General features: G+C 41.2%; 22 protein-coding genes and 9 tRNA genes. 17 read left to right on the forward strand and 14 right to left on the reverse strand.

Translation table 11 applies throughout. From position 1 onward, the window contains the following. The first annotated feature begins 2 nt into the window (after positions 1 to 2). The 13 genes from rplR (at position 3) to PQO01_RS04420 (ending at position 4,839) form a co-directional block, all read left to right on the forward strand. Positions 3 to 368, forward strand: a complete 366-nt coding sequence (rplR, locus tag PQO01_RS04360) for a 50S ribosomal protein L18 (protein WP_274312824.1) — start codon at positions 3 to 5, stop codon at positions 366 to 368. A gap of 9 nt (positions 369 to 377) precedes the next feature. Then, positions 378 to 890 (forward strand): 30S ribosomal protein S5, encoded by a 513-nt coding sequence (gene rpsE, locus PQO01_RS04365; RefSeq protein ID WP_274312825.1) that lies wholly within the window; start codon positions 378 to 380, stop codon positions 888 to 890. Then, entirely contained in the window at positions 890 to 1,336 is a 447-nt protein-coding gene (gene rplO, locus PQO01_RS04370; RefSeq protein ID WP_274312826.1) for a 50S ribosomal protein L15, read from the forward strand. The genes rpsE and rplO overlap by 1 nt, the downstream gene beginning before the upstream one ends. A 15-nt stretch (positions 1,337 to 1,351) precedes the next feature. Further along, positions 1,352 to 2,713: a preprotein translocase subunit SecY gene (secY, locus tag PQO01_RS04375; RefSeq protein WP_274312827.1), complete on the forward strand. Its 1,362-nt coding sequence runs from the start codon at positions 1,352 to 1,354 to the stop codon at positions 2,711 to 2,713. Between the two features lie 8 nt (positions 2,714 to 2,721). Beyond that, positions 2,722 to 2,798, forward strand: a tRNA-Val gene (locus tag PQO01_RS04380). 56 nt (positions 2,799 to 2,854) lie between these two features. Further along, positions 2,855 to 2,931: transfer RNA gene (locus PQO01_RS04385), tRNA-Val, on the forward strand. 56 nt (positions 2,932 to 2,987) lie between these two features. Then, positions 2,988 to 3,064, forward strand: a tRNA-Val gene (locus tag PQO01_RS04390). 56 nt (positions 3,065 to 3,120) lie between these two features. After that, positions 3,121 to 3,197: transfer RNA gene (locus PQO01_RS04395), tRNA-Val, on the forward strand. Between the two features lie 60 nt (positions 3,198 to 3,257). Next, positions 3,258 to 3,334, forward strand: a tRNA-Val gene (locus tag PQO01_RS04400). A 60-nt stretch (positions 3,335 to 3,394) separates the two neighbouring features. Continuing rightward, a tRNA-Val gene (locus PQO01_RS04405) sits at positions 3,395 to 3,471 on the forward strand. A 61-nt stretch (positions 3,472 to 3,532) separates the two neighbouring features. Beyond that, a tRNA-Val gene (locus PQO01_RS04410) sits at positions 3,533 to 3,609 on the forward strand. 59 nt (positions 3,610 to 3,668) lie between these two features. Beyond that, positions 3,669 to 3,745 (forward strand) — tRNA-Val (locus tag PQO01_RS04415). Between the two features lie 422 nt (positions 3,746 to 4,167). Continuing rightward, the gene (locus PQO01_RS04420; protein ID WP_274312828.1) at positions 4,168 to 4,839 is read left to right on the forward strand and encodes a type II secretion system protein; all 672 of its coding nucleotides are present in this window, start codon (positions 4,168 to 4,170) and stop codon (positions 4,837 to 4,839) included. A 5-nt stretch (positions 4,840 to 4,844) separates the two neighbouring features. On the opposite strand, the gene PQO01_RS04425 is transcribed toward PQO01_RS04420, so the two are convergent. The 5 genes from PQO01_RS04425 to PQO01_RS04445 all read right to left on the reverse strand — a co-directional run bounded on the left by PQO01_RS04425 (position 4,845) and on the right by PQO01_RS04445 (position 10,821). Continuing rightward, entirely contained in the window at positions 4,845 to 7,937 is a 3,093-nt protein-coding gene (locus tag PQO01_RS04425) for a D-alanine--D-alanine ligase (protein WP_274312829.1), read from the reverse strand. A 1-nt stretch (position 7,938) separates the two neighbouring features. Continuing rightward, positions 7,939 to 8,205 (reverse strand): DUF493 family protein, encoded by a 267-nt coding sequence (locus PQO01_RS04430; RefSeq protein WP_274312830.1) that lies wholly within the window; start codon positions 8,203 to 8,205, stop codon positions 7,939 to 7,941. A gap of 106 nt (positions 8,206 to 8,311) precedes the next feature. Continuing rightward, on the reverse strand, positions 8,312 to 8,893 hold the full coding sequence (locus PQO01_RS04435; protein ID WP_274312831.1) for a PNPOx family protein: 582 nt from the start codon (positions 8,891 to 8,893) through the stop codon (positions 8,312 to 8,314). A gap of 12 nt (positions 8,894 to 8,905) precedes the next feature. Then, complete coding sequence (gene rdgB, locus PQO01_RS04440; RefSeq protein ID WP_274312832.1) at positions 8,906 to 9,514, reverse strand: RdgB/HAM1 family non-canonical purine NTP pyrophosphatase; 609 nt, start codon at positions 9,512 to 9,514, stop codon at positions 8,906 to 8,908. Between the two features lie 2 nt (positions 9,515 to 9,516). Then, complete coding sequence (locus tag PQO01_RS04445) at positions 9,517 to 10,821, reverse strand: PhoH family protein (RefSeq protein ID WP_274312833.1); 1,305 nt, start codon at positions 10,819 to 10,821, stop codon at positions 9,517 to 9,519. A gap of 317 nt (positions 10,822 to 11,138) precedes the next feature. On the opposite strand from PQO01_RS04445, the gene PQO01_RS04450 reads away from it, so the two are divergent. Next, positions 11,139 to 13,070 carry a serine/threonine protein kinase gene (locus PQO01_RS04450; RefSeq protein ID WP_274312834.1) on the forward strand — a complete coding sequence of 644 codons (1,932 nt, stop codon included), beginning with the start codon at positions 11,139 to 11,141 and terminating at the stop codon, positions 13,068 to 13,070. A gap of 3 nt (positions 13,071 to 13,073) precedes the next feature. Here the strand turns inward: PQO01_RS04450 and PQO01_RS04455 are convergent, their stop codons facing one another. Together PQO01_RS04455 and PQO01_RS04460 are read right to left on the reverse strand one after the other, a co-directional pair. Continuing rightward, a complete protein-coding gene (locus PQO01_RS04455) occupies positions 13,074 to 14,141 on the reverse strand; it encodes a M20/M25/M40 family metallo-hydrolase (protein ID WP_274312835.1) in 1,068 nt (355 codons plus the stop codon). Between the two features lie 10 nt (positions 14,142 to 14,151). After that, positions 14,152 to 15,306, reverse strand: a complete 1,155-nt coding sequence (locus tag PQO01_RS04460; RefSeq protein ID WP_274312836.1) for a pyridoxal phosphate-dependent aminotransferase — start codon at positions 15,304 to 15,306, stop codon at positions 14,152 to 14,154. Between the two features lie 135 nt (positions 15,307 to 15,441). Here PQO01_RS04460 and PQO01_RS04465 point away from each other — a divergent pair. Beyond that, positions 15,442 to 15,512: transfer RNA gene (locus PQO01_RS04465), tRNA-Cys, on the forward strand. Positions 15,513 to 15,679: 167 nt separating this feature from the next. On the opposite strand, the gene PQO01_RS04470 is transcribed toward PQO01_RS04465, so the two are convergent. The 6 genes from PQO01_RS04470 to PQO01_RS04495 form a co-directional block, all read right to left on the reverse strand. Continuing rightward, positions 15,680 to 17,305 carry a sialate O-acetylesterase gene (locus PQO01_RS04470; RefSeq protein ID WP_274312837.1) on the reverse strand — a complete coding sequence of 542 codons (1,626 nt, stop codon included), beginning with the start codon at positions 17,303 to 17,305 and terminating at the stop codon, positions 15,680 to 15,682. Between the two features lie 121 nt (positions 17,306 to 17,426). Beyond that, positions 17,427 to 18,356, reverse strand: coding sequence for a cysteine synthase A (gene cysK, locus PQO01_RS04475; protein ID WP_274312838.1), 930 nt, complete (start codon positions 18,354 to 18,356; stop codon positions 17,427 to 17,429). After that, a complete protein-coding gene (locus PQO01_RS04480; RefSeq protein WP_274312839.1) occupies positions 18,353 to 19,441 on the reverse strand; it encodes a glycoside hydrolase family 10-like protein in 1,089 nt (362 codons plus the stop codon). Before PQO01_RS04480 ends, cysK begins: the two co-directional genes overlap by 4 nt. A 90-nt stretch (positions 19,442 to 19,531) precedes the next feature. Continuing rightward, on the reverse strand, positions 19,532 to 20,551 hold the full coding sequence (trpD, locus tag PQO01_RS04485) for an anthranilate phosphoribosyltransferase (RefSeq protein WP_274312840.1): 1,020 nt from the start codon (positions 20,549 to 20,551) through the stop codon (positions 19,532 to 19,534). Then, positions 20,544 to 21,056 (reverse strand): SixA phosphatase family protein, encoded by a 513-nt coding sequence (locus tag PQO01_RS04490; RefSeq protein WP_274312841.1) that lies wholly within the window; start codon positions 21,054 to 21,056, stop codon positions 20,544 to 20,546. The genes trpD and PQO01_RS04490 overlap by 8 nt, the downstream gene beginning before the upstream one ends. Positions 21,057 to 21,070: 14 nt before the next feature. Next, entirely contained in the window at positions 21,071 to 22,102 is a 1,032-nt protein-coding gene (locus tag PQO01_RS04495) for a hypothetical protein (RefSeq protein ID WP_274312842.1), read from the reverse strand. Positions 22,103 to 22,221: 119 nt separating this feature from the next. On the opposite strand from PQO01_RS04495, the gene PQO01_RS04500 reads away from it, so the two are divergent. Beyond that, on the forward strand, positions 22,222 to 23,301 hold the full coding sequence (locus PQO01_RS04500; RefSeq protein WP_274312843.1) for a serine/threonine-protein kinase: 1,080 nt from the start codon (positions 22,222 to 22,224) through the stop codon (positions 23,299 to 23,301). Positions 23,302 to 23,331: 30 nt separating this feature from the next. On the opposite strand, the gene PQO01_RS04505 is transcribed toward PQO01_RS04500, so the two are convergent. Continuing rightward, on the reverse strand, positions 23,332 to 24,264 hold the full coding sequence (locus PQO01_RS04505; protein ID WP_274312844.1) for a thioredoxin family protein: 933 nt from the start codon (positions 24,262 to 24,264) through the stop codon (positions 23,332 to 23,334). Between the two features lie 179 nt (positions 24,265 to 24,443). On the opposite strand from PQO01_RS04505, the gene PQO01_RS04510 reads away from it, so the two are divergent. Then, entirely contained in the window at positions 24,444 to 25,637 is a 1,194-nt protein-coding gene (locus PQO01_RS04510) for an ISL3 family transposase (protein WP_274312052.1), read from the forward strand. Positions 25,638 to 25,793 lie beyond the last annotated feature (156 nt).

Genomic DNA, 25,793 nt, shown 5'->3' on the forward strand with positions numbered 1-25,793 from the left:
TTATGAGTACTAAAACTACAAAACAACAAAGAAAGCGCAGACACTGGCACATTCGTAGCAAAGTTGCTGGTACAGCAGAAAAGCCACGTATGGTCGTTTCACGCTCTCTTAATCACATATCCGTTCAGTTTATCGATGATGTTGCTGGCAAGACTCTTGCTTCTGCATCTACAAAAGATAAAGCTTTCGAAGGAAACAATACACAAGCAGGCAACAAGGAAGGCGCTTCATTAGTTGGCACGATTGCTGCTAACAATGCAAAAGCTGCTGGAATTAGCAAAGTCGTTTTCGACCGCGCAGGTTTCCGTTTCCATGGTCGCGTAAAAGAGTTAGCTGACGCAGCGCGTGAAGCTGGCTTGGAATTCTAGGAGATAGAAATGAACGATAAGAAAAATCAAAAAGAAAACTCTTCTGACGCTCCAGAGCTCGACGAAAGAGTAGTAACCATTAACCGCTGTTCTAAAGTGGTTAAAGGTGGTCGTAACTTCAGTTTTTCAGCTCTCGTAGTTGTAGGCGATCACAAGGGTAACGTTGGCGTTGGTCTTGGTAAAGCAAACGAAGTTGTAGATGCAATTAAAAAGGGTGTAAACCTTGCAAAAGCTCACATGGTAAATGTTCCTCTTCATAAGATGACACTTCCACATGAATCGACTGCAAAGCACTCTGGTGCAAAAGTTGTTATTCGCCCTGCTTCTGAGGGTACAGGTCTTATCGCTGGTGGCGGTATGCGTGCTGTACTTGAGCTTGCTGGTTACAGAGATGTACTTGCAAAATCACTCGGTTCAAACAATGCTATGAATGTTGTTCACGCAACTATGAAAGCTATTCAACAGCTTGAAAGTCGTGACGAGATCCTCACTAAGCGTGGCCTTAAGAAGGAGAACGCATAATGAAGCTCAACTCATTCAACAAGCAGGCAACTGCCAAAAACCGTAAGCGCATCTGTCGTGGTGACGGTTCTGGTACTGGTCGCACTGGTGGTCGTGGTGAGAAAGGTCAGAAGTCTCGTTCTGGTAGCACAATCCGTCCTTACTTTGAGGGTGGTCAGATTCCACTTTTCCGTCGTTTACCACATAACCGTGGTTTCAAAGCGCGTAACCATAAGCAGTGGACAATTGTCAACCTTTGTGACCTTGAAGAACACTTCAATGCAGGCGACACCATCGACGGTGATTCCCTTGTAGAGAAGAAATTAATTAGTGCTGTAGTAGGCGCTGGTTTAAAAGTTCTCGCCAATGGTGAAATTTCTAAAGCTTTAACTGTTAAAGCTAATAAATTTTCAAAAACTGCTTCTGATAAGATCGCCGCTGCCGGTGGTTCTGTAGAACTAGTTTAGTAATAGGATTCTGTAATGCTTTCAGCTTTTCAAAATATGTTAAAAGTACAAGACCTTCGTAAGAAGTTATTGTACACGGTTTGGGTCATCGTTTTAGTACGTGTACTTAAAAATGTCCCTATACCAGGAATTGATCTTAATGTTCTCGCAGATTTGCTTGATCATGTTAAAAATCAATCTGACAGTGCCAACAAACTTGTTGGTATGGCCAACGTATTTTCTGGTGGAGCATTACAGAAGCTTGCCATTGGTGTACTAGGTATCATGCCGTATATTACGGCATCGATTATCATGCAGCTCATGACTCCTGTGTTCCCAAATTTGGAGAAACTCAAAAAAGACGGATCACATGGACGTCAGAAGCTCAACCAATACACGCGCTACATGACAATTGTTATTTGTGCGGTTCAAAGTGCGATGATGGCTGTAGCCATGCATACGCCCTCAAAACTTTTAGGTGTTCCTGGTTTTGAGAATCTAGTTATTAACAAAGGCTCTGCTTTTGTAATTCAAACAACTATTATCGTTACTGCTTCCGCAATTCTTATTATGTGGTTAGGTGAGCAAATAACTGATAAAGGTTTAGGTAATGGTGCTTCAATTATCATTACTATTAACGTTCTTTCTTCTATGCCTCAGGCATTCGCAGCTGTTTACTCAAAATACCAAGAGGGTGAATGGAACCTTGTTCAAATCCTCGTTGTTGTGGGTATACTCTTTCTCGTTACAGCTGCTACCGTTGCCCTCGTTCAGGGTATGCGAAAAATCCCTTTAAAATACGCACGAGATGCCTCTAGTCGCAATGCGATGATTGAAAAGACATCTTACCTCCCACTCAAAGTCAATCACGCTGGTGTAATGCCGATTATCTTTGCCTCGGCATTGATGATGTTCCCGCCGATGATTATTAATAAAATTGGTGGCGACTTTGCACGAACTGTAGCTCCATTCTTTGATTTCGGTAGCACTTCTTACCTCATTATTCAGGGTGTAATGATTTTAGTCTTCACTTTCTTCTGGGTTGCAACACAGTTCAATCCAATTCAAATTGCTGATGATTTGAACCGTTCTGGCGCTTTCGTTCCTGGTCATAGACCTGGTGAGCCAACTTCTAAGTTTTTAAATGACACAATGACTAGAATTACAGTTGCAGGCGCAATTTTCCTTGTTATATTGGCGCTCCTTCCTTACGTTCTTATGAACGCTTTAGGATCTGGTTCAACTGACTTTATCATTACTCAGTTCTTTGGTGGAACAAGCTTATTGATTATGGTTGGCGTTGTACTTCAAACAATGCAGCAAATTGAAGTTCAGTTAGTCCAGAACAATTACGACGGTTTCATTACCGGCGGAAGATTGAGAAGCCGTAAAGGTTAACATTTTCCGGGCGATTAGCTCAGCTGGCTAGAGCGACTGGTTTACACCCAGTAGGTCGGGGGTTCAAGTCCCTCATCGCCCACCATTTACATATTGCGATTATCGCAAAGCCATTCAGAGAAATCTGAAGACCGAATTATCGGGCGATTAGCTCAGCTGGCTAGAGCGACTGGTTTACACCCAGTAGGTCGGGGGTTCAAGTCCCTCATCGCCCACCATTTACATATTGCGATTATCGCAAAGCCATTCAGAGAAATCTGAAGACCGAATTATCGGGCGATTAGCTCAGCTGGCTAGAGCGACTGGTTTACACCCAGTAGGTCGGGGGTTCAAGTCCCTCATCGCCCACCATTTACATATTGCGATTATCGCAAAGCCATTCAGAGAAATCTGAAGACCGAATTACCGGGCGATTAGCTCAGCTGGCTAGAGCGACTGGTTTACACCCAGTAGGTCGGGGGTTCAAGTCCCTCATCGCCCACCACTCACATATTGTGCTTAGCGCAAAGCCATTCAGAGAGATCTGAAAAAGTACCGAACTATCGGGCGATTAGCTCAGCTGGCTAGAGCGACTGGTTTACACCCAGTAGGTCGGGGGTTCAAGTCCCTCATCGCCCACCACTCACATATTGCGCTTAGCGCAAAGCCATTCAGAGAGATCTGAAAAATTACCGAATTATCGGGCGATTAGCTCAGCTGGCTAGAGCGACTGGTTTACACCCAGTAGGTCGGGGGTTCAAGTCCCTCATCGCCCACCAATTTACATATTGCGCCTAGCGCAAAGCCATTCACATAAATCTGAAAAAGTACCGAATTATCGGGCGATTAGCTCAGCTGGCTAGAGCGACTGGTTTACACCCAGTAGGTCGGGGGTTCAAGTCCCTCATCGCCCACCACTCACATATTGCGCTTAGCGCAAAGCCATTCAGAGAAATCTGAAAAGTACCGAATTATCGGGCGATTAGCTCAGCTGGCTAGAGCGACTGGTTTACACCCAGTAGGTCGGGGGTTCAAGTCCCTCATCGCCCACCATTTTTGAGCCACAGTTATTAGAACTGTGGCTCTTTTTGTTTAATATATAAAAAAGTTTTAAAAAATTTAATAAGTCGCGACAGATTGTCTTTTTCAGTTCCGTATACTCTATAGAGACACTTTCCGAGGAGTATGAAGAAGGCGCTACACAGAGAACTTGATTTTGTTCGTCTTTTTATAGGAATCATAAGCCCATGTCGTAAGACATGGGCTTTTTTTGGCTTACCATATAATCGCCGGGTTTTCTAATAGCTGTAGAACAGATAGCTGTTTATCATTAATATCTTAGGAAATTGCGTTCTCTAAGTGACAGGTCAATTAGCAGTCTATTGTTAAAATATAATTAACATGAGTCTTTAGTGTCAATTTATTGATATTGATACGATTATATACTTAATTCTAATAAAGTAAGTTGGTGTATAATGCGTAAGTTTAGTTTGATTGAGCTCTTAGTTGTCATGGCAATAATTGGTATTTTAGCTTCCTTGGTTTTACCTGCTTTAAGTAAAGCCCGTAGTACAGCAAAAACTATTGATTGCGTCAGTGAGATGAAGCAATATGGAATCGCGCACTTTATGTACCTAAGTGACAATGATACTAAATTTAGTAAGTCATATTATGGTGGAGAACAGTATTATACAAATGATAAAGTGGTGACAGATGGTGCGGCACCACTTCATACTCAAGTGATTTTAGATAGTTTATATACCAACAATAAAGAATTATACATGTGCACAGAGTCACTTGAAACGGGTGCAGACTCATTTAAAGGGGACCGTTCATTTAATACTGAAATCATTCGAAACAATGGTTCTTTTACTCCAGAAGGTATTAATTATCGAGATATTGAACCTAAACAAATTTTTAAGCCATCACAGTTCATGATTTTGACCGATACTAATTCGGGCTGGTTAAAAACTGATACGCCTGAAAGAATCCAAGTGCGTCACAGTAATAAATCAAAGCTCAATCACCTGTGGTTAGATGGAAGCGTCAATACAAAAATTTGGACTTCGTTTTACAATAATGCACAGTGGATTCAGCCTAATGCGAATTCACAAGTTAGTTTTTCAGACACCTTCAGTTTTGACTAAACTTGCTATGTATTAGTTAAAGCAGCTTTAGCTAATCCACAACATAGTTCTGTGAAGCTAAGACCATCGTGCTTAGCAGCCTTGGGCAATAAAGAACTCGCAGTAAAGCCAGGCATGGTATTAGCCTCTAGAATAATAAAATCATCCTTTTCAGGATTCCAGATCATATCGACTCGCATCAAGTGTCGACCCGTGAGGATTGTAAAGGCCTCTTCACCGCATTTTTTTAGTCGTTCACAGACATCTTCGGGAATTTGTTTTGGGGGACAATTATATTGAGTTTTTCCATTGCTATATGTGTACTTTGCATCGTAATCAAAAAAACCTTCTGGAGGAATAATTTCTACTACGCTTAAGGCCTGGCCATCAATGAGACCGACAGTGCATTCAACGCCTTGAAAAAAGCTTTCAACCAGTACGGTGTCATCATTATCAAAAGCTAATTCTATAGCCTTTTGTAAGTCTTCTTCTTTTTCGACCAGGCTAAGGCTAATACTCGAACCTTGACGATTAGGTTTAACCACACAAGGGAAGGATATGTTGTTAGGCAGACCTTCATCCTTTGATCTTAGCACGAATGATTCACAAACGGGAAGTCCCGCTTTGCGGAGTTCACAAACAGTGGCGTCCTTATCGATACATAGTTCACTGGAAGTAATGTCACAGCCTACGTAGGGAAAGCCTTGTTCTTCTATGAGTTTTTGGACCTGGCCATCTTCTCCAAACTCGCCATGGAGGACAGGAAATACGATGTCAGTATCAGCTGATAGTTGAGGAATAGTAAAATCAGTGATGTCTATTTCATTAACAGTATGACCACCATCACGGAGCGCTTTTGCGACAGCTTCTGCAGATTGCAGGGAAATGGATCGTTCGCTAGAGGGGCCACCTTTCAAGACGGCGATTTTAAGAGCTTTAACTACGTTGATTTTGCGATTATCGCTAAAGACGACTTCTTGCTGTAGACGAATGCCACAAGCATCATAAACCCCTTGTTGAACATATTCCATGATACGAGCGTATTCGTCTGCCGAGCATTTGTCTTCATTGATAAAAAAGTTTGCATGTAAGTCAGAGACTCCACAGTGAGGAAAACTAAGAGATTTAAAGCCGTATTTATCAATTAATTGACCAGCTGCCACATCACCAGGGTTACGGAAAGCACAGCCAGGGTTTCTTCCACCAGGTTGAGTTTTTTTACGGAAATCTCGCGTACTCTGTACGATGGCTTTTGAACGTTGAGGAACAGCGGGTTTAAAGTGCATATCAATATGAGTAATAATGAAATCTTTTGGAAGTGAACAAGATCTATATTCCCAAGTGATTTCGTTTGTACTATATGATTTTTCCTCGCCATCTTTATTAAGACCATAGACTGCGCTAACAAATTCTGAGGTCTCTAAGCCTTGAGCACCGGCATTCATACGAATGCCTCCACCAATTGAGCCTGGGACGGCCGCGAGAGCCTCTGCACCGCCAAGATTATCTTCTTGGAGTCGTTTAATGAGTTTGAGCCATTTAACACCAGCGCCAACGCGTGCAGTTTTACCTTTGATATCTATTTCTGAAAAATCTCCTAGACGTAAACGAATGATGAGGCCATCAAAGAGTTGATCACAACCCACCATGTTGGAGCCTGCGCCCAATATGAGTGTTTTTAGTGAATAGCGTTTAGTAAACTTAATGAGTTCTTGGAGCTCAGCGGTAGTTTTTGGTTCATAGCAAGCGTGTTGAGTTTTTCCTGCTCCCAAAGTGGTGATTTCGGCCCATTCGGGTTCATGTAAAATTGTGAGCTCTGGAAGTCGTTCAGAAATGCTATGTGAAATAAGTTGGTTTTTGATCCAAGGAATGATGTCTTTTACTGTAGCAGCACCAATAACAGTGATGATACAGTGCTCAGTAGTAGGTGTTTGTGCGAGTACTTTTTCAGCGTTGTATTCCCAGTCTTCTCCTGTAAATACTTCTGCTTTAGGACTAAGCAGGAGACGAAGTTTCTCTAATGAAGGTGAGTCTTGACGAGAAGACCACGCAGAAAAAGGTGGAGCAAGAAAAATTTTATCGAAGTGTTTAAGCTCTTCGGCAAAGGCTTCGGTATAGGACTCTAAACGCTCATAACGATGAGGCTGAAAGACGGCTATTTTGTAGTAGGGGTCGTATTGCTCTTCAATGGCTGAATTAAGAGCCTTGAGTTCTTTGGGGTGGTGAGCATAGTCTTCAAACAGGGTGAGGAAAGCCGTTTCGAAATGCACTTGTGAGCGTCTTTGTACACCACAAAATTGACTAAGGACTGTTTTCGCGTCTTCAGTATTAATGCCTTCATTTGAACACGCGGCAATTGCGAGGCTCGCATTGAGGCGCATGAAATCGCCTTTTTGGGTTAATTGTAAATCAGAGTCAGTTGAAATGTAATTGATATTGTCAATATTCTTGAGGACTGAGTGACAAGAATTTTCATCGCTTGCGTATAGTGTTTGGCTTTGTTTAGCAAAGCTACGAAAGTTGTCGTAGAGTTGATTGACTCCACCAACACTCCATGAATGGTCGTCGTCAGTGTTGACAAGTACTCCTGTGCTGGGGTTTAAGGCAGCAATCGTGCCATCAGATTCATCGGCCTCAATAATAAGTGGCCCATTGAGATTGAACTTGGCAGCAGGGAAATGATTTGAGTTTAGATCTCCACCTATCATCCAAGAAGCAGGGGTATCCGTTTGCTTAAAAATCCAAGCACACATCGATGTTACGGTAGTTTTGCCATGAGAACCACCTACCGCAATAACTTTAGGAAAACATGTACAGAGTTCTTTTAAAAAATCTTGACGGGAAAGAATACTTAATCCAATATTTGTGGCATTTTCCAACTCAAGGTTATCACTTTTGACAGCACTACTAATGACAACTAGGCTTATACTCGGTTTGATGAGCTCGCCTTCTTGGTGGTAGGAAATACGAATTCCACTATCTTCTAGTTCACGAGTTTTTGGACTTTGTGTTATGTCTGAACCAGAGACTATAATACCCGCTTGGTGGAGGAGTGAAGCCATTGCGGAAAGTCCAGCTCCGCCAATCCCGATAAAATGTACATGTTTCCAAGGAAACATACTAAAGAACCATTTTTACGCCTTCAGTAGCTGAGATATCAGCTCCGACAGCGCGTAGGGACTCAAGAGTTTGGATGGTGCAAGACAATACCCAAGTTTGAAAGTTGCCATTTTTAGATAATGAGCCTTTAGTAACTTTTGTATCGAGTTGGTGTTTCTCTATGATTTGACTGATGTCAGATTCAATATTTGTGGCATCTGCTTTACAGATGATGCGATACTGACATTCAAGAGGGAATTCTAAATGTTGTCCGGGGTCTTCTTGCATGAATTATGTTATCCTAAAAAATTTCTTGTATTTTAACCCCACATATGATTTTTTTCATCAAAAGCAGTGGATATTAATATGCAAAAAATTAATTAAAGATTGTTTTTTAAGGAGCTGTCCATGAAATGGAGCTAGGTTTAGCAAAATCTCCCATGGCACGAATATTTCCTTTGGGGTTAAGGCAGAGTATGTCAATTTTGCGAATAGCGCATTTTAGCACTGTGAAGTTTTCATATGGGAGTTCACTGCTTTCATGATTACTGAAAGAGAAAGGTTGTTTTAAGGCGGCTCTTGGTGTGGGGCCTGCTGAATAGCAAGTTTTACTTGAGTCACTTAATTTTTTCCAATACGCCTGACAAATAAGGTCTTGGTGATGAAGGCTCACACTGCATAATACAGAAAATTGTAAGCCGATTTCTTCATTATAAAAACATAAGCTCAGTTCTGGCTTAGCAGTAAGTGATTCAACTTTAGCGCTTCTCTGGTCCGTAAAAAAAGTAAGAGTGCCTTTATGGAAATCCCTTAAGACAATCTGCATACAAAGTGGTGAGCCTTCCAGATCACAAAGAGCCAAGGAGGCTAAGCGCCACGGATGACCAGAATTTCTTCCGGCTTCTTTAAGTTGCAAGAGGCAAAAGTCACGGAGTGATTCGGCTGATTCAAGCGCAGTTGAGGGGATTTCAATCATGGCATTATCCTTTTAGGTGGGAGAAGAACTCTTAAGTTTATTAAACAAACCATCTGAAATGGCTTTTTCCAAAGCATTCTTACGATGACTTAAAGAGTTTTTGATTTCTTCGCCTAACTCAGCAAAGCTTTTTTTGTAATCCGTAGGAATGAAAAGCGGATCATAACCAAAGCCTTCCTCACCTTTCATTTCGTCTGAAATATGGCCAAGGCATTTCCCCATGCTGGAGCCAATGAGTTGACCATTATGATCAGCAAGAGCAATGACACAAGCGAAGTAAGCTCTGCGATTATCGCAATCTTTCAACTCAGTCATGAGTTTTTTACAGCGACCTTGGTCGTCTAATCCAGGTCCACCATAGCGAGCACTAAAGACGCCAGGCCGACCATCCAAGGCTTCGACGCATAAGCCTGAATCATCAGAGAGAACTGGCATGCCAAGGTGAGCGGCAGATTCCATAGCTTTCTTGCAGGCGTTTCCTTCAAAAGTATCTTTGTCTTCCACAACATCGGGTATGCCACCTACGTCGGCGGCTGATAATACTTCTATACCGAGCTGAGAAAGGATAGTTTTGAGCTCGACGAGCTTGTGTTTGTTATTGGTGGCAGCAACTATTTTCATAATTAAAGTAGCTTAACTGCAGCTTCAGCAAGTTCACTTCTTTCGCCTTTTGTGAGTTTGATGTGAGCAGCTAAGGGATTGTCGCGGAAACGACCCGCAACATAGGCTAAACCATTAGAGTAGCTATCCATGTAGGGATGGTCGATTTGTTCAACGTCACCAGTAAGTACGATTTTCGAGTTTTTACCCATGCGTGTAACAATGGTTTTTAACTCGAGGGGAGAGAGGTTTTGTGATTCATCGATGACCATGTATTGATTAGGAATACTACGTCCACGAATGTAAGTAAGTGGCTCGATTTGCAGTTCTTCCATATCCATTAGGTTTGAGGGTAAAACGGGCTTGGAGCTTCTGCGATCAATGGAGCGAATGAGTTCTACAGCATCAAAAATTGGTTGCATCCAAGGACGAAGTTTTTCATCGATATCACCAGGTAAGAAACCAATATCTTTACCCATGGGCATGATGGGTCGAGAAACTAAGATTTTGTTAAAGGTGAAGTCGCGAAGAACTTGTCGGAGGCCCGCAGCAACTGCAAGGAGAGTCTTACCGGTTCCGGCCACACCTTGTAGGCTAACTAATTTTATGTTTTCATCTAAGAGCGCTTCTAGAACAAAAGTTTGTTCCATGTTTAGCGGGCGTAGTCCTGAAATATCTTCAGAAGAAAAACGCAGGGGGACAATGATGTTAGGCGCATGGATAGCAACGCGAGCCAGTGCGGCAGTTTTATCTTGTCCTTTTAACTTTAAATTGAGGAATTCATTAGGACGTAATTTTATGTCACCTTCATAGTTGAGTGTGCCGATAGCATTAAACTCATCCAGTTCTTCTTGAGAAACGTGGAGTGTATGCCAGCCATTATAATCCATGATCTCTTCAAAGCGATCTTTTTCATAGCCCTCTGCATGGAGGCCGAGAGCATTAGCTTTTAAGCGTAAATTCAAATCTTTTGATACAATGATGATTTTTTTCTTTGGCTGATCATCGCGCATGTTTTTACCAATGGTTAAAACACTATCGCTTGAGATGCCTGCGTCATTTTGTTCTTTTGAAGCTCGGAAAAGGATCTGTAAGGTTCCCTTGTTATTTAGTTCTATTCCTTCTGTTAAAGAACCTCGTTTACGCAATGTGTCCATGGTGCGGTTGAATTCACGGGCATTTTTACCCAGGTCGTTCATCTCTCGTTTGAATTTATCTACTTTTTCAATGACGCTTAGGGGGATAATGACATGTTCTTCGGGGAAAGAGAAGATAGCGTTTGAGTCATTTAGAATTACTGTGGTGTCAAGAATATAGATTTTGTTCATTGAGTTTCCTTCGTCAATTGCCAGCGTTTGTATGATGGAGGAGTCCTATTAACTCCCTAGGATAAAATGACCTTTTAACTTGATGCTTACAAATTATTTTGAACTGAGAAAGTGATAAAGTTTAAGGTTTTTTCTACTTGGGCTAAAGGGTGCTTCTTAGTGTTTGTTTCGCATAAAAAATATTCATTTGTAAGCGTTGAGGGTTTAGTCTCGGGTTATAGAAGCTTTATAAGAGTAATTGCGTAATAAAGCCCGTGTTAGAACTTGTTGCGTAGTGTTTTTTGATATAAAATGTGCCAAAAATTTTAGGATGTATTTTGTTATTTAAATGTGAAAATTGCGGAGGGATGGTTGATTCCGCTGGTTGTGATTACGGCGAAGAGATTATTTGTGGACATTGTGAACAGTCGGCGACAGTGCCTTCATCAATGTTTTCAAAGAATGCTATTATTGACGATTTTATAATTGAGAAGTTTCTTGGTAAGGGTGGAATGGGCATGGTTTATCGTGCACACCAGATATCCTTAGATAGAACAGTTGCATTAAAAATACTCATGCCTTCAGAGAATATGGGGGCAGAGGCAGTTGATGATTTTGTCAAAGAAGCTCGAAGTGCAGCAAGTCTAAATCACCCTCATATTGTACAGGCCTATGCCGTAGGGAAATACGAAGATATTTACTATTTTGGCATGGAATACGTCGAAGGCCAAACAGTTAAAGAACTCATGGATAAAGAGCCCATCCTTGATGAAGATAGCACATTAGCGATAGGTCTCAATATTGCAGAAGCTTTACGTGAAGCGTGGGATCGCAAAAAAATAATCCACCGCGACATTAAGCCAGATAATATCATGCTTACTGATGAAGGTGTGGTTAAACTGATGGACCTAGGTTTGTGCTGTACTCATAATGAAAGTGCTAACGAGAGTGATACAATTACAGGTACACCCCAATATATTTGTCCTGAGCAGATCATGGGGACTGAAATGGACATTCGTGGGGATCTATATAGTTTGGGCGCCACAATGTATCACATGATGACAGGGGAATTCTGTTTTAATGGCAGTGGTTATAACGAGATTTTACGTGGTCATTTAGAGCGTGAGCCAAAACCTTTAACGGAATATGGGAGAAACATTTCTCAAGCTACTTGGGAAGTCATTAAAAAACTTTTAGAGAAGGACCCTGACGATCGCTATCAAAAAGCCCAAGAATTAATTCAAGCAATTCAAGATGCACGATTGGGTAAGACTGGCTTGCCAGATACATTGACTCCCCCAAAAGGAATGAAGAAACCGGAGGGTTTACAAGCTCCTACATCGCTCAAACCACCCACAGCTAAAGATGAAGTAGGTGGAGATGGTTTGAGCTATTCACCGAAGAAAAAAAATATTTTGAAGTCAAAAAAGTTTTTGATTATGGGGGCTATTCTAGCGATTTTAATTGTTTTACGTATTGTCGTGAGTCTAAGTCCAGATGAAGAAGCATTAGCCAATAAAGAGTTCCTTGAAAAGCAAGCGGGGCTTAATGATGAGCAGGCTAAAAAACGAGCTGAGCGCCAAGCTAAAAAAGCTCAAGAAGAAAAAGTGAAAGCTCAAAAAGCGGCTGAAGCGAAGAAGAAGTTAGATGCTCAAAAAGCAGCTGAAGCGAAGAAGGATTTAGACGCTCAAAAAGCAGCTGAAGCTGCCAAAGCGGCTCAAAAAGTATCCACAAAAAATATTGACATTATAGCCAAAAATTTTCTTTGGAGCTACAACTACACATCAAGTCGAGTCTCATCTACATGGATGAAGTCGGACTTTAATGATTCGCTTTGGAAAAAGGGCAATGCCCCTATCGCTTTTGGGACAACTAAACCCGTAGCAAAAACTAAATTACAAAAGATCAAGAAAGGACTTGGAGTTCTTTATGTAAGAAGGAAATTTGTTCTAAAAGAAGTTGATAAAACTCGTGAATACCGTATTGGACTCATGGTTGATGATGGTGCTGGCGTGTGGGTGAATGGTTCTCGAGTTTTTACATGGAATATAGATTCAAAAAACTTGAAGTATAATGGTTTAGCAAAAAGTGAAAATGCCGATACGACTTTAAAGTTTAAAGGTGGCGCTGCTATTCCACATAATAAACTTAAAGCTGGACTCAATGTAATTGCGGTTGAAGTTCATCCCGCGAGTTCCAGAACGACAGATTTGTTTTTTGATATGAAACTCTTTTCTCGCCCTAAAGGCGAGAAAAAGAAAAAGAAATAATTGTTAGATATTTACTAATAAGTTCTTTAAGCTTTTACCATATTCTTCAATTAATGAAATGAGGCAATACTCATTGTCTTTGTGAGCTTGTGAAGTTAATCCAGGCCCAAAGTTGAAGCAAGGGACGCCCATAGCACTCAACTGAGCAACATCAGTCCATGCTTGCTTGGCTTGAACAGGGAAGTTTAATAATTCACAGGCTTTTGCAAAAAGTTCAGTTTCGTGAACCGTACCTGAAGGAGAGTTATCTTTTATGCTGACTTCTAGGCCATCAACTTTTAAGTTGTTGACGAAGTCTAATACGTATTGCTCAGCTTCTTGCGGAGTTCGCACTGGGGCATAACGGAAGTTGACGTTGGCTTCCCATCTTCCGGGAATAGAAGTACGACCGGGAGTGCAGCTTTCTTCTGTAATAGAGAACACATCGAAAAAATCACAGCCAAAGACTTCGTGCTTGACTGGCTCAAGTTCAGCCATCGCTGAAATAAAGGGTAGAGCTTTATAAAAAGCGTTTTCACCATTCCAAGGACGCGCGGAATGGCAAGCCATTCCCGTGCTCACCACTCGAGCATGTAAACTGCCGCAGCAACCAATTTGGATGGTATTGTCAGTAGGTTCTCCTACAATCGCTAGGTCAATACTTTTGAAGAAATCTGGGTACTCACCAATTAAGTCGTAAAGCCCATTATCTTCCATTTTTGTACCTTCTTCACGTGAGTAGATGACAATGCTGATACGTGAACGTTTAAGGATTTCTTCGTGGTTATCTGCTGTGATACGAAAAAAAGCGGCCTCGGCAGCGAGCATGTCTGATCCACCTGCGCCATAAAGTTTATCCCCTTCAATGTGGGGTTTGAACCACTGAGGAACCACGTCTGAATGTCCAACCATAGTAATGTGGGGAAGGTGAGTGTTTTCTTTTCCGAGCTCAATAATGAGACAATCTTTGAATTCACGTATTTCGGGATTCGGAAAGTTGTCTTGTGCAAAATTTTTGATGAAAGCCGTCAATTCTTGTTCATGAAAAGTGGGCGAGGGGATAGAAAGCATTTCTGTGAGTAATTTGATCATGTAAGTAACCTTATATATTGAGTGCGGAGATGCGTTGGGCAATTTCTTCGCATTGATCGAGAGTTGAGCAATAAACCATGCGAATGAAGCCTTCTCCATCTTGACCAAAAGCGGTGCCAGGAGTGAGAACTAAGTGTTGTTCGATGAATAGTTGCATGAGTTGGTCTGAAGTAGTGAATTGTGGGTGAGAGAACCATAAATAAAAGCTGGCTTCTCCACCAAATATGTTAAAGCCTTTTTTCTCTAAAGCTTCACGGATGATTTTTTGTTTGACTTTGTATTCTTCTGAAAAATCTTTGGGGTGTTGGTCATCATCCCATGCTGCTATGGCGGCATCTTGGATAAAATCGGGGGTGCCAACTCCTAATGCAGGACGCATGAGCAAGATTTTCTTCATTAGTTCCGTGTTTGAACTGAGCAGAGCACCAGAACGAAAACCAGTCATGTGAGATCGTTTTGATAAGGAGCGAATGCAGAGCCAATTTTGACTCTGAGGAAAGTCGAGTATGGAACTAGGGAGTTCTCCATAGAAGATATCGTTATAGCATTCGTCTGAGCATACCAAAAAGTCATGCTTCTCGGCGAGAGATAAAAGTTTTTCTAAGTATTCTTTAGATGCAATAGCACTGGTGGGATTATGTGGGGAATTTATCCAGAAAATTTGGCATTTATCCCATTCATCTACCGGTATTGCATCTAAATCTGGGAGAAAGTTGCTTTCTCGGGATACTGGGAGTTCACGAAAGGGGATATTGAATAGCCCAGCACTTGAGGCGTATACGGGATAGGATAGGGAAGGCGCCCAGATTTCTTGACCTTCAGACCAATCGAAAAGTAAAGCTAAATGAAAGACGGCTTCTTTTGATCCATTAGTTGAGCATATTTGTGTGTCTGGGTCAAGTTCTATTTTATGATTGCGATAGGCCCAATCAGAAATGCTTTTTCGCAAAGGGACCTTGCCTTTGAATGATGGATATTGGGAGATTTTGCGATTCTCCAAACTTTTATCCAAACTTTTATATGCCTCGGCATAGGTTCGTTCCACTGGGTCGCCAATAGTTAAGTTGATCACATGGTGACCATCAGCTTTGAGCTGGTTTGCCAAGTTATGGTACTTGCTCAAAGAGTATTCGTTTTTGCTACTGAGATAAGAATTGTATTTCATGAAATTGAATGTGCCCGTAAAAACTTAAATTAATTACTTCAAACATAGAGCGAACTGTGTTTTTTCAAGAAAATTATGATTTTTTCTTCAATCTTACTGGATAAGGGAAAGAGTGGGAGTATTATCCTCCCACACGGCGCGATAGCCAAGCGGTTAGGCAGGGGTCTGCAAAACCTTTTAGATCGGTTCGACTCCGATTCGCGCCTCTTAAAAAATCCTTAGAATTTCGGTTTTAAGGATTTTTTTGTGTCTAGAGAAAAAGTGTGTTGTGAAAGTCGAGGGGGGTATTTAAAGTGCGCTTAGTGTACTAAGACGAGCGGAAATAAAAAGCCTCAGTGAATTCACTGAGGCTTACGGGCTGCTGAGAACTAAATTATTTAGTTTTAAATACTGAAGCAGGTAGTCCTTCTTTATTGTAGAGGTTAGCACTTTTGGCATTTGCTGCCCATGCATAGCGTACTTCTACAGGCTTAGAAATTTCTGGATGAGAAACCTCAACTTGATTTTTTGAAATTATTTTTGCTGTGGCCCATTTCCAGACATTATCAGCACCTTTGATTTGGAAGTGCTGTAATTCTTCTTTAACTTCGACAACGGGATCAAGTAAAACTTTCTTTCCTGTCATTAGGCCAGAGCCGACATGATCAAAATCGATGATGATTTTCGAGCCTGAAATAGTACTAGATTTGTAGAGAGGGCCACTATGAGCTGGAAGTTTTTTGCCATAGCTTTTTGCAAGAGCCCAAAGAGAAAGGCGTTTACCAGCATCGACTTTGTTATGAGGGTGGATATCGTTAGCTTCACCAATATCATTGAGTACAGCTATACCTGTATTAGGGACAGTAAGCGCTGTTAGCAATTGTTGATTAATCACATTAACCCAACCGTCATTATCGACTGGCTGTTCTACTGGATTTCTAAATTGAGCGAGTTGGCAGAAGTAGAAGTCTAGACGATCTTGCTTCCATGCAGTTCTCCAACCTTCGATTAAAGCAGTGAAATGTTTTTGATAATTTTCGTTTTGGTATTTGGCATTTGATTCACCCTGGTACCAAATAGCGCCCTTGACTGCATAGGGGACGAGAGGAGCAATCATGCCATTGTAAAGCGTAGAAGGGATGCGATTGCTTTTTGCTGGATCGGCAAGCATGCGCGGTTTGCGCTGATTAAATTTTTTGCCTTTTTCTTTAGCGACTTTTTTCTTTTCTTCCCATTCGAGTAATTGTTTTTTGTGTAATTCTTTAGCTTTTTCAGGAGTCCACCACTTGTTAGCTTTATCGAGTTTAGCAACTTTTTCTGCAACATAAAAGTTTTTGAGTTCCTCGTTAGTTTGGTATTTAGCCATGGGAACCCAAGGTTCTACTAAAGTGCCGCCCCAAGCGCATTTAATGAGTCCAACGGGAACGTTGAGGGACTTGCGAAGTTCGCGAGCAAAGAAATAGCCTGTAGCAGTGAAATTGATACTGTTGGCAGGTGCGACAGGAAGCCAGTTGCCATTAATGTTTTTTAATTCAGCATCTGGAGAAACTTCTTTTTTAACTTCGATTTGACGGAAAAGTGGGTCATTTGCCGTTTCGATTTCTTTTTTTACGTATTCAGATATAGGATTGTAGAAAGGGTCACGAGCAGGCTTTGTAAGTTGTGTGAGCTTCCAGTCCATGTTTGACTGGCCCGAGCAGATCCAAACTTCGCCAACCAAGATGTCTTTGACGGTAATAGATTCAGCGCCACTTTTTACGCTAAGTTGACGTGATTCTTCTGAGGCGGAAAGCGAATCTAATTTAATCATCCATTTACCATCAGAATCAGCTTTAGTGCTTTTTGTTTGTCCTGCAAATGAGACTTCGATCTCTTGTCCAGAGTCAGCCCAACCCCAGATAGGGACGGCTTGGCCACGTTGAAAGATGGCGCCATCAGAAAAGAGTTGGTGAAGTTTAATTTCAGCAGAGAGCTGGAATGAGCAGAAGAGGGCAAAGATTGCCATAAGAAGTTTATTCATGTGTGTCCTATTCTTAATTTTTATTAGTAGTGTTATAGGTATTATGTTTGTCAGAACTCAAATCTTACAAATTTTATAAAAAAAGACTAAAGTTTTATCTTAGCCTTAATTAAGTAGAAAATTACATTTTGTAATCTTCAAATAACCATGTGGATAGGTAGCGTTCACCAGTGTCAGGTAAGATACATACGATTTTTTTACCTTTGTTTTCGGGACGTTTTGCCAATTCGAGAGCAGCAGTCATTGATGCACCGCAGGAAATCCCACAGAGAATGCCTTCTTTTTGCGCAAGTTGACGAGCGGTTTCGCCAGATTGTTCATCGTTTACCTTGATAACTTCATCCAGTAATTCAGGATTCATGACACCTGGGATGAAGCCTGCGCCAATGCCTTGGATCTTGTGTTTGCCTGGGCCTTCACCACTAAGTACGGCAGATGTTTCAGGCTCAACAGCAACGATTTTTACATTTGGTACTTCTTTTTTGAAAGTTTTAGCACAACCAGTGATAGTGCCACCTGTACCAACACCTGCTACAAAGAAATCGAAGTCGCCGTTCATGTCGGCAATGATTTCTTTAGCCGTAGTTACTTCGTGAATTGCGGGATTGGAGGGATTCTCGAATTGTTGTGGAATCCATGCACCATCGATGTCTTCTGCGAGTTCCGCAGCTTTGTTAATAGCTCCTTTCATGCCATCAGCACCAGGAGTAAGGACGAGTTCAGCGCCAAAAATTCGCATGAGCTGACGACGTTCGACTGACATAGAGTCAGGCATGCAGAGAATGAGTTTATAGCCGCGAACAGCGCAAGTCATGGCAAGGCCAATTCCCGTATTCCCTGAAGTGGGTTCAATCACAGTCATTCCGGGTTTGAGTGTGCCGTTGGCAATGGCATCATCAATCATAGCTTTTGCAATACGATCTTTTACACAAAAACCAGGGTTTGAGGATTCTGTTTTTGCATAAACTTCTGCATAGGCACCCTCGGTGAGTTTGTTGATTTTTACAAGTGGTGTGTTCCCACATAGTTCGAGTACGTCGTTGGCTTTCATTTTCTATCTCTCCTATAGTTGATGAGTTCTTGCGTAAGGTATGAATCTTTTTGGATAGCGCCGAGGCTAAAGTGACTAAAGCCATGTACCATGGGGTCATATTCGCAGCGTTTCATTTGATTGATGAGTTCTTTGGGATCAGTGCGCCATGAAGCTAATCCGGGGACTAACTTTTTGTTAAGAGGATTTTGCTGCTTCCACCAATTGAGTAATGAGGAAAAGCGTTGTTGTGGCGCTGATTCGGGCCAATAGAGCTGTGGTGAGAGGTAATCAACCCAGCCTTCTCGAAGCCACCTGCGACTATCGCAAGCTAATTTGTCAAACGCGCTGGTGCCTTTGACGTCTCTAGGGTAGCCTGGTTTCCAAATGCCAAAGGGACTAATGCCAAATTCTAATTTAGGTTTGAGACGTTTAAGTCCTTTGTGAAGACTGTAGATTAATGTGTTGACTTGATGTCGACGCCACATCTCACGGTCCATCACTTTACTAGGCTTGGTTTTTAGATAAGCACTGTATTCTTTGTGGTCGGGAAAACCTGTGGGAGGTAAGAAATCTTTATATGGGTAGAAGTAGTCATCTAAATGGATACCGTCAAGTTTATAACGGCGTGCACAGTCAAGTATGACTGTTTGAACGTATTGGCGCACGGCTTTAGAGGATGGATTTAACCAGACATAACCTTTTTTTAAAGGTATGCACCAAGCTTTAGCTTTGCGCTGGAGTGAGTTGTGTGCGAGCGGTTCTTTTACAGTTGGGTGTTGAACTCGATAAGGGTTAAACCAAGCATGTATTTTGAGTTTGCGCTTATGGCATTCATCAATCCAATATTGCAGTGGGTCATAACCCGGATATTTGCCTTGGATACCCGTCAAGCGATCCGACCAAGGTTCAAATGCCGATTTATACAGGGCATCGCCATGAGGGCGTACCTGAAAGATAATCGTGTTGAGTCCAAGTTGAACGGCGAGATCTAAGAGTTTTCGACATTCCATTTGTTGTTGAGTAACACTTAATCCTTTGGCGCTAGGCCAATCGGTGTTGGCAACAGAGGCAACCCAAGCAGCACGCATTTTAGATTGCCCCATTAGAGGACTGATCATGAGGCCAAGAAGACATAGAAATACAGCTCTCAAAAGGTTCTTTTGTTTTGAGGTTTGTACACAAGTCGCCATGTTCTAAACTTGTGTAGCTTCGCAAAGTTGATCAAGTATGCGAAGTGCGTAGCCACTATCGATGGATTTTTTAGCAAGTTCAATACCTTCGCTAAGACTGTCGGCTTTACCCGATGAATAAATTCCTGCGCCTGCATTGAGCAAGACAGCATCGCGATATGCGGATTTATCACCTTTTAGTAATGTGCGTAAAGCATCGGCATTATATTGGGGCTCACCGCCTTGGATATCATTTAATGAGGCCATTTTAAGGCCGAAGTCTTCAGGGCAGATTTGATATTCCTTGATCTGATCACCTTGGACTTCAAAAACTTTTGTGGGTGCACAGATCGAAATTTCATCCATGCCGTCACAGCCATGAACAAATAGCATGTGATCGACGCCAAGGACTTTTGCGCTTTCCGCTAAAACCTTGCAGTATTGTTCTGAGTAAACACCAATTAATCCGCGACGTACACCTGCGGGGTTGCACATGGGGCCGAGTAGATTAAATAGGGTTCTAACGCCAAGGGTTTTGCGTACCTCTATCGTATGTTTAACCGCAGGGTGAAGAAGTGGAGCAAAGAGGAAAGTCATACCGATTTCTTCTAGGCATTGGCTCATTTTTTCTGGAGTTATTTGAGTGTTGATGCCAAGGTGACTCAGTACGTCGGCACTACCTGATTTACTGGAGAAAGCTCGGTTTCCGTGCTTAGCTACGCTTACACCTGCACCAGCAGCGACAAAAGCTGAGCTCGTTGAAATATTGAAAGTGTGATGTCCATCACCACCCGTTCCAACAATATCGATAGCATTGGAGTCTTGGCACTTAACTTTGACGGCACCTTCACGCATGACTTGAATACAGGCAGCGAGTTCTTCAGCAGTTTCGCCCTTTGTATGCATTGCGGTTAGCCATCCAGCTTTAAGGATATCGTTAGTTTCGCCACGGAAAATCTCTTGCATGATTTTACGTGTGAGTTCGGAAGTTAAATTGCGGCCAGCGCAAATTTCATTAATAGCAGTTTTGATTGAGTCAGACATGGTCACCACAGCGAGTTATCATTGGAGAATAAGCGGAAAGAGTTCGTCCCATAGCTTTGTGATTGTTAATGTCGACGCGCAGTGCGAAGAAATCACCAGAGTAGATGGGGTAGGGGTACTGACCATCTTCACCTTGGAAGAGTTGACCAAGTATATAGGAAATATCGGGTTCGTGTAAAATAACCAAGGCTGCTTGTTGATTTTTTGGATCAAAAGTGGAGAGGCAATTGAGAACATCGCTTAAGCCTGCTCCTGGGAGTAAGCTAGTGTCCATGTGGACGGGGATATCTCCAAAAGCATCTGAGATTATTTCTCCACTCATCCGTGAGCGATTGAAGGGGCCAGTGAAAATTCCGTGAGGGTGATAATCCATTTTTTTCATAAATTCACTTACGGCAAGGATGTCGCGTTTACCGGGGCCTGATAAGGGTCTTTCAGCATCGTACTGAACATTAGATTCTTCTAGAGCTAAGGCGCGACCGTGTCGCATGAGATAAAGGTACATCTTATTTTGCTCTCCTATTTCGAACTAAATTTTAATTCTATTTCTTTCATAATGTGGTTAAAGTAATCAACACCTGCCACACTATCAGAAATTTCCATTTGAAGGATGGCGGCAATTATGCGACCGTTTTCTTCCCAAAAATACATGTGATCAATATATTGGACACCATTTCTCAAGGAGCGTACTTCCTTGCCATCAATGAAGACCTTTGGTTTGGGGCTGTATTTAATATCTCTTGAAGGTGGGCTTTTGAGTGTATACTCCATGGCTTCATAATTTTCTATAATTGAATTAACCACATACTTTTTTGTGGGCTCTAGTTTAGTGCCTGGTTTATAGACTTGGATCATAATACTTGGAGTTAACTCACTTTTGAAGCGGTAGATGTTACAGTCTTTTTCACGATTTTTACTAAGGTTCAAGTCACGGGAGTAAGAAATTCTGACATCTTGATCTTCATAGTTTTGGAAGAGGTTTTTGTGCATGCTGACTTTGAGTTCTTTGCCATCAGCAGTTTTATAAACACCTTCTTCATTTTCATTGAGAGGGATTTCTTGGCCTTCGATGAGTACAGTATAATTACGTCTATTCTTCTTGCTTTCTACGGCAATTTCGCGCTGATAAATATTGATAATAAATAAAGGTTGTATATACCAGGCACCACCTACTTTACTGATGTGAATGGGGAAGCCGTATTCGATCATTTTGACACGTGCAATCTGATGTCGCTTAGTAATCATATTTTCATTTACGGAGAAAACCTTGCCATTCCAACGAAAGTTTTCACCTTCCTTGAGCCAATCAATATCGAGCTTGCTCAATTCGCGTTTGAGTTGATCTCTTTCTGCTTCATTCTTTTTTTCGCCAGTCCAAAGAACTTTGAGGTTGTGATGGTCGAGGCATAGAGCACGAAGGTTAGCTTCGTTTTTGTCGATCAAGGCATGGACAAAGCGTCGGACAAGTAATTCTGTTTCGGGCATTTTATCTTGCGCAGTGGCAAGTGAACACAAGAATGAGAAAAACAGTAGTACTCTAACTTTCTGCATAAATGGAACTCCAAGATTAATTCAATTCGTAGAACTTAATTGCGATTTATATTTTTGTTAGTCCACCTACATTGCTAGTAGATTATAAATAATATTTTTCTTCATAAGGTGAGGCATAATTGTCGAATAAGCTATCAGATCCAGGTATTTATTTCCGTTGTAACTTCTGTTATAGCAATTTAAATGCGGAACAAGCTTTAGTGAAAACCAAAATTGCTTGCCCCCATTGTCACCGTCGTGTCACAGTGCCGAAGCCCTCTCTGGGTAGAGGACACCTAATGAAAGACTGGGAAGTTGTGCGCCTTTTGGGACAGGGGTCCATGGGTGAGGTCTATGAAGTAGTTGATAGCGCGGGGCATAAAGGGGCTATGAAAATAGTTCACCAAGACTGTATGAGTGAAGACGAGACTCGTTATTTACAAGAAGAAGCGCAAATCCTACTGAAGTTGAGGCATAAAAACCTAGTTAGAGTCGAAGAAGCGGGTTTCGATGATTTACAATACTTTTTTGTGCAGGATCTAGTTGAAGGTAGAAATGTTGATTTAACTTTGAAAAAATATGGAGCATTGAAGTTGGTCGAAGCTTTGCGGATTTGTCGAGATGTGGCATCAGCAATGGACTATTTATGGCGAGAAGGCAAGATTATTCATCGCGATATTAAACCTGAAAATATTATGTTAAGTCGAGAAGGGGTGGTCAAGCTCATGGATCTAGGCATCGGCTTAACCCAAGAGCAGATTCAAAAAGAAGGTTTTGGGGCTGGGACACCTTATTACATGAGTCCAGAAATGATTCAAAAACCATCGGCATGTGATTTTCGTAGCGATATATATTCTCTGGGAATAAGTTTAGTTGAAATGCTGACGACGCAAAAGCCCTATATGGCAGCAGGTCGTGAGGCTGTATTTGATAAGATTCTGACTGAGAATGTAAATTTACAGCAGTTAAACTGTAGTAGGGAAACTAAAGATTTTGTAGCTAGGATGATTAATCGCAATGTCAAAAAGCGTCCTTCATCCTGGAGTGAATGTGTTCAATTTTTTGAGACTTTGATTAAATTAGAGAATCAGGGTTCATCTAGAAAAGAGCATCAATACGTTTATGATTTAGCTGAAGATAAAACCTTTTCCATACAGTATTACCTGACTTTATTCGCTTTCTTTATCTTCTTATTTACCCTGATTTATTTTTTGTTTTAGAGCTGAGGAATCTCAGCTCTAATAAGGGTCTTATTTTTGTGGCTGAGCCTTCTTTTGCGCGATCATTTGAGTGATCTGCTTTTTTATGTTTTTGGCCATGGAGGCACTTTGGCTATTGGCATCTATTGCAATCACTTCATCCATGAGTTTGTCAGCTATTTGCAAAACACCTTCTTTTCTAGGATCATAGCATTTCAGTTTAGCTAAGAGCGCTTTCTGTTTATTTTCGCCACTTAATTGATGTTTGCTAATAAAGTCATCTACCATTTTTTCTGCTTTGGAAATGTCGCCTTGTCGAGCAATTTGAACCACTTGTCCAGCTAATGCTTTAAGCGAACTTTTTAGTTCGTAGGCTTTTTTGAAACCAGTTGTGTCTTCAGGGTCTGCAGCAAAAATCATTTCCATTTCAGCTTTATAGTGAGAGTTGAGTTCTTGTGGAATGGACTCAAGTGCGATAGCAAGTTTTTTTGCTTGTGCAATACCAGAAGTTTTTTTAGCCTCAGCGAAAGCTTGTTTAATTTTCTGACCCTGTCCAAGTAATTGAGTTAAGTGCTTGTTGTAAGTAGCGGGTCCTCCAGCTTGGTAGCCTGTTTTGGCAAAGGGACGCCCCTCTGCATCCATGACTAATATGGTGGGGTAGCCTTGTATTTGATAAGTGTTTTTAAGCTTTTCATTTTGTGCCTTTATTTCATCGCTCTGCACTTTTTTTTGTGGGTAGTCGATTTCTACAAGTATGAAGTGCTGATTGGCAAAATCACTGAACTCTTTGTGATCAAAAACTTCTTCTTTGAGTCGGATACACCAACCACACCAATCAGTACCAGTGAAATCTACGAGAAGAGCTTTGTTTTCTTTGCTAGCCTTTTGTTTAGCAGCTTCGAAATTTGTTTCCCAGCCATCACCTCCAGCGAATAAATTTAGAGATAAAAATAGACAAAGTGCGAGAGATAAAAACTTTTTCATAGACAATCCTTAGTTTTGTTTATACCCATAATAGGCTTGAGATCGTGAAATATCACTTAGAAATCAAGGCTTTTAATTGGTTCTTCACGGATTTGCGTGATTTGCAATAATTAGTAAAAAAGTCGTTCTCATGATTAAGTTTGATTTACCACAATTAAACAAAATAAAGAGAACGACTTATGTTAACAGATAACTTCCTTTCAAATTTTTGGCAAGGTTTCGCAGTTGAAGATTTTTATATAGATAGAGATAAACTTAGAATTAAGCTTATCCCTCATAAAACGGCTTGCTGCGGACGTTGTGGCCTCATGGGCAATTCTATTCATGATATAAGCGAACGTAAGGTACGTGATTTATCATGTTTCGAATATAAAACATATCTAATAATACAAGTACGTAGAGTTAACTGCTTAGTATGTGGAGTAAGAACTGAGCACATACCGTGGCTAGCACCTTATTCTAGGGTGACAAAACGATTGAAGAATTATACTGAAGCTTTGTGCCGCATTCTTCCCATAAGTCATGTCTCGAATCTTTTAGGATTACATTGGACAACGGTAAAGGATATTGATAAGGGGCGTTTAATTCGTGAAGTTACAGAGCCAGATTATAGTAGAATCAAGCAGCTTGTAATGGATGAATTCGCTCTACACAAAGGTCATCGTTACGCAACTGTGATTGCTGATGCAAATACACAGCAGGTTCTATGGATTGGAGAAGGGAGGGCCAGGAAAAATATTCGACCTTTCTTTGAAGAACTCGGTGAGTACTGTCAGAATATTGAAGCAGTAGCAATGGATATGAATACATCTTTTGATTTGGAAGTGAAAGAACACTGTCCACACGCCGAGGTCGTTTATGATCTGTTTCATGTAATAGCAAAATATGGGCGTGAAGTTATTGATCGAGTTCGTGTAGATCGAGCTAATGAGTTGAAAGAGGACAAAAAAGCGAGAAAAGTAGTCAAGCAAGGACGCTGGTTATTACTGAAAAATAAATCTAATCTTCGCGGTTCTCAAGAAATTAAACTTCAAGAATTACTACAAGCCAATAAGCCTCTCGCTGTTGTTTACATGATGAAGCAGGCCTTAAAAGATATATGGTTTTGTCCCACAGTTAAAGAAGCCTTTAATAACTGGAGGTATTGGTTTAAGCAAGTGAAAGAATCAGGAATAAAGCCTCTTGAAAATTTTGCGAGAAAATTAAGACCCTACGTACGAGGCATTTTAGCATCCTCTAAGTTTCCATTAAACACAAGTGTTCTTGAAGGTATGAATAATAAAATCAAAGTAATCAAAAGAATGGCATACGGTTACAGAGATAGTACATACTTTTTCTTGAAAATCAGGGACGCCTTTCCCGGAAAACCGTGAAGAACCTTTTAATTTAAATTTAATATAAGGCGATGGATAATGGGGTACTTGCTTATGAATGTGACTATGTAAGTAATTTAAAGAGCTTGCTCATTTTGTTACATTAATGTAAATAATTATATATATCTTACATAAGTGTAGATATTGTATTATGAG

Origin of the sequence: Lentisphaera marina (assembly GCF_028745505.1) — a bacterium.
Taxonomy (GTDB): domain Bacteria; phylum Verrucomicrobiota; class Lentisphaeria; order Lentisphaerales; family Lentisphaeraceae; genus Lentisphaera; species Lentisphaera marina.

Bases quoted from the DNA above. Each gene is read 5' to 3' on its own strand.
- rplR (WP_274312824.1), top strand. From the start codon at position 3: ATGAGTACTAAAACTACAAAACAACAAAGAAAGCGCAGACACTGGCAC.
- rpsE (WP_274312825.1), top strand. From the start codon at position 378: ATGAACGATAAGAAAAATCAAAAAGAAAACTCTTCTGACGCTCCAGAG.
- rplO (WP_274312826.1), top strand. From the start codon at position 890: ATGAAGCTCAACTCATTCAACAAGCAGGCAACTGCCAAAAACCGTAAG.
- secY (WP_274312827.1), top strand. From the start codon at position 1,352: ATGCTTTCAGCTTTTCAAAATATGTTAAAAGTACAAGACCTTCGTAAG.
- PQO01_RS04420 (WP_274312828.1), top strand. From the start codon at position 4,168: ATGCGTAAGTTTAGTTTGATTGAGCTCTTAGTTGTCATGGCAATAATT.
- PQO01_RS04425 (WP_274312829.1), bottom strand. From the start codon at position 7,937: ATGTTTCCTTGGAAACATGTACATTTTATCGGGATTGGCGGAGCTGGA.
- PQO01_RS04430 (WP_274312830.1), bottom strand. From the start codon at position 8,205: ATGCAAGAAGACCCCGGACAACATTTAGAATTCCCTCTTGAATGTCAG.
- PQO01_RS04435 (WP_274312831.1), bottom strand. From the start codon at position 8,893: ATGATTGAAATCCCCTCAACTGCGCTTGAATCAGCCGAATCACTCCGT.
- rdgB (WP_274312832.1), bottom strand. From the start codon at position 9,514: ATGAAAATAGTTGCTGCCACCAATAACAAACACAAGCTCGTCGAGCTC.
- PQO01_RS04445 (WP_274312833.1), bottom strand. From the start codon at position 10,821: ATGAACAAAATCTATATTCTTGACACCACAGTAATTCTAAATGACTCA.
- PQO01_RS04455 (WP_274312835.1), bottom strand. From the start codon at position 14,141: ATGATCAAATTACTCACAGAAATGCTTTCTATCCCCTCGCCCACTTTT.
- PQO01_RS04460 (WP_274312836.1), bottom strand. From the start codon at position 15,306: ATGAAATACAATTCTTATCTCAGTAGCAAAAACGAATACTCTTTGAGC.
- PQO01_RS04470 (WP_274312837.1), bottom strand. From the start codon at position 17,305: ATGAATAAACTTCTTATGGCAATCTTTGCCCTCTTCTGCTCATTCCAG.
- cysK (WP_274312838.1), bottom strand. From the start codon at position 18,356: ATGAAAGCCAACGACGTACTCGAACTATGTGGGAACACACCACTTGTA.
- PQO01_RS04480 (WP_274312839.1), bottom strand. From the start codon at position 19,441: ATGGGGCAATCTAAAATGCGTGCTGCTTGGGTTGCCTCTGTTGCCAAC.
- trpD (WP_274312840.1), bottom strand. From the start codon at position 20,551: ATGTCTGACTCAATCAAAACTGCTATTAATGAAATTTGCGCTGGCCGC.
- PQO01_RS04490 (WP_274312841.1), bottom strand. From the start codon at position 21,056: ATGTACCTTTATCTCATGCGACACGGTCGCGCCTTAGCTCTAGAAGAA.
- PQO01_RS04495 (WP_274312842.1), bottom strand. From the start codon at position 22,102: ATGCAGAAAGTTAGAGTACTACTGTTTTTCTCATTCTTGTGTTCACTT.
- PQO01_RS04505 (WP_274312844.1), bottom strand. From the start codon at position 24,264: ATGAAAAAGTTTTTATCTCTCGCACTTTGTCTATTTTTATCTCTAAAT.
- PQO01_RS04510 (WP_274312052.1), top strand. From the start codon at position 24,444: ATGTTAACAGATAACTTCCTTTCAAATTTTTGGCAAGGTTTCGCAGTT.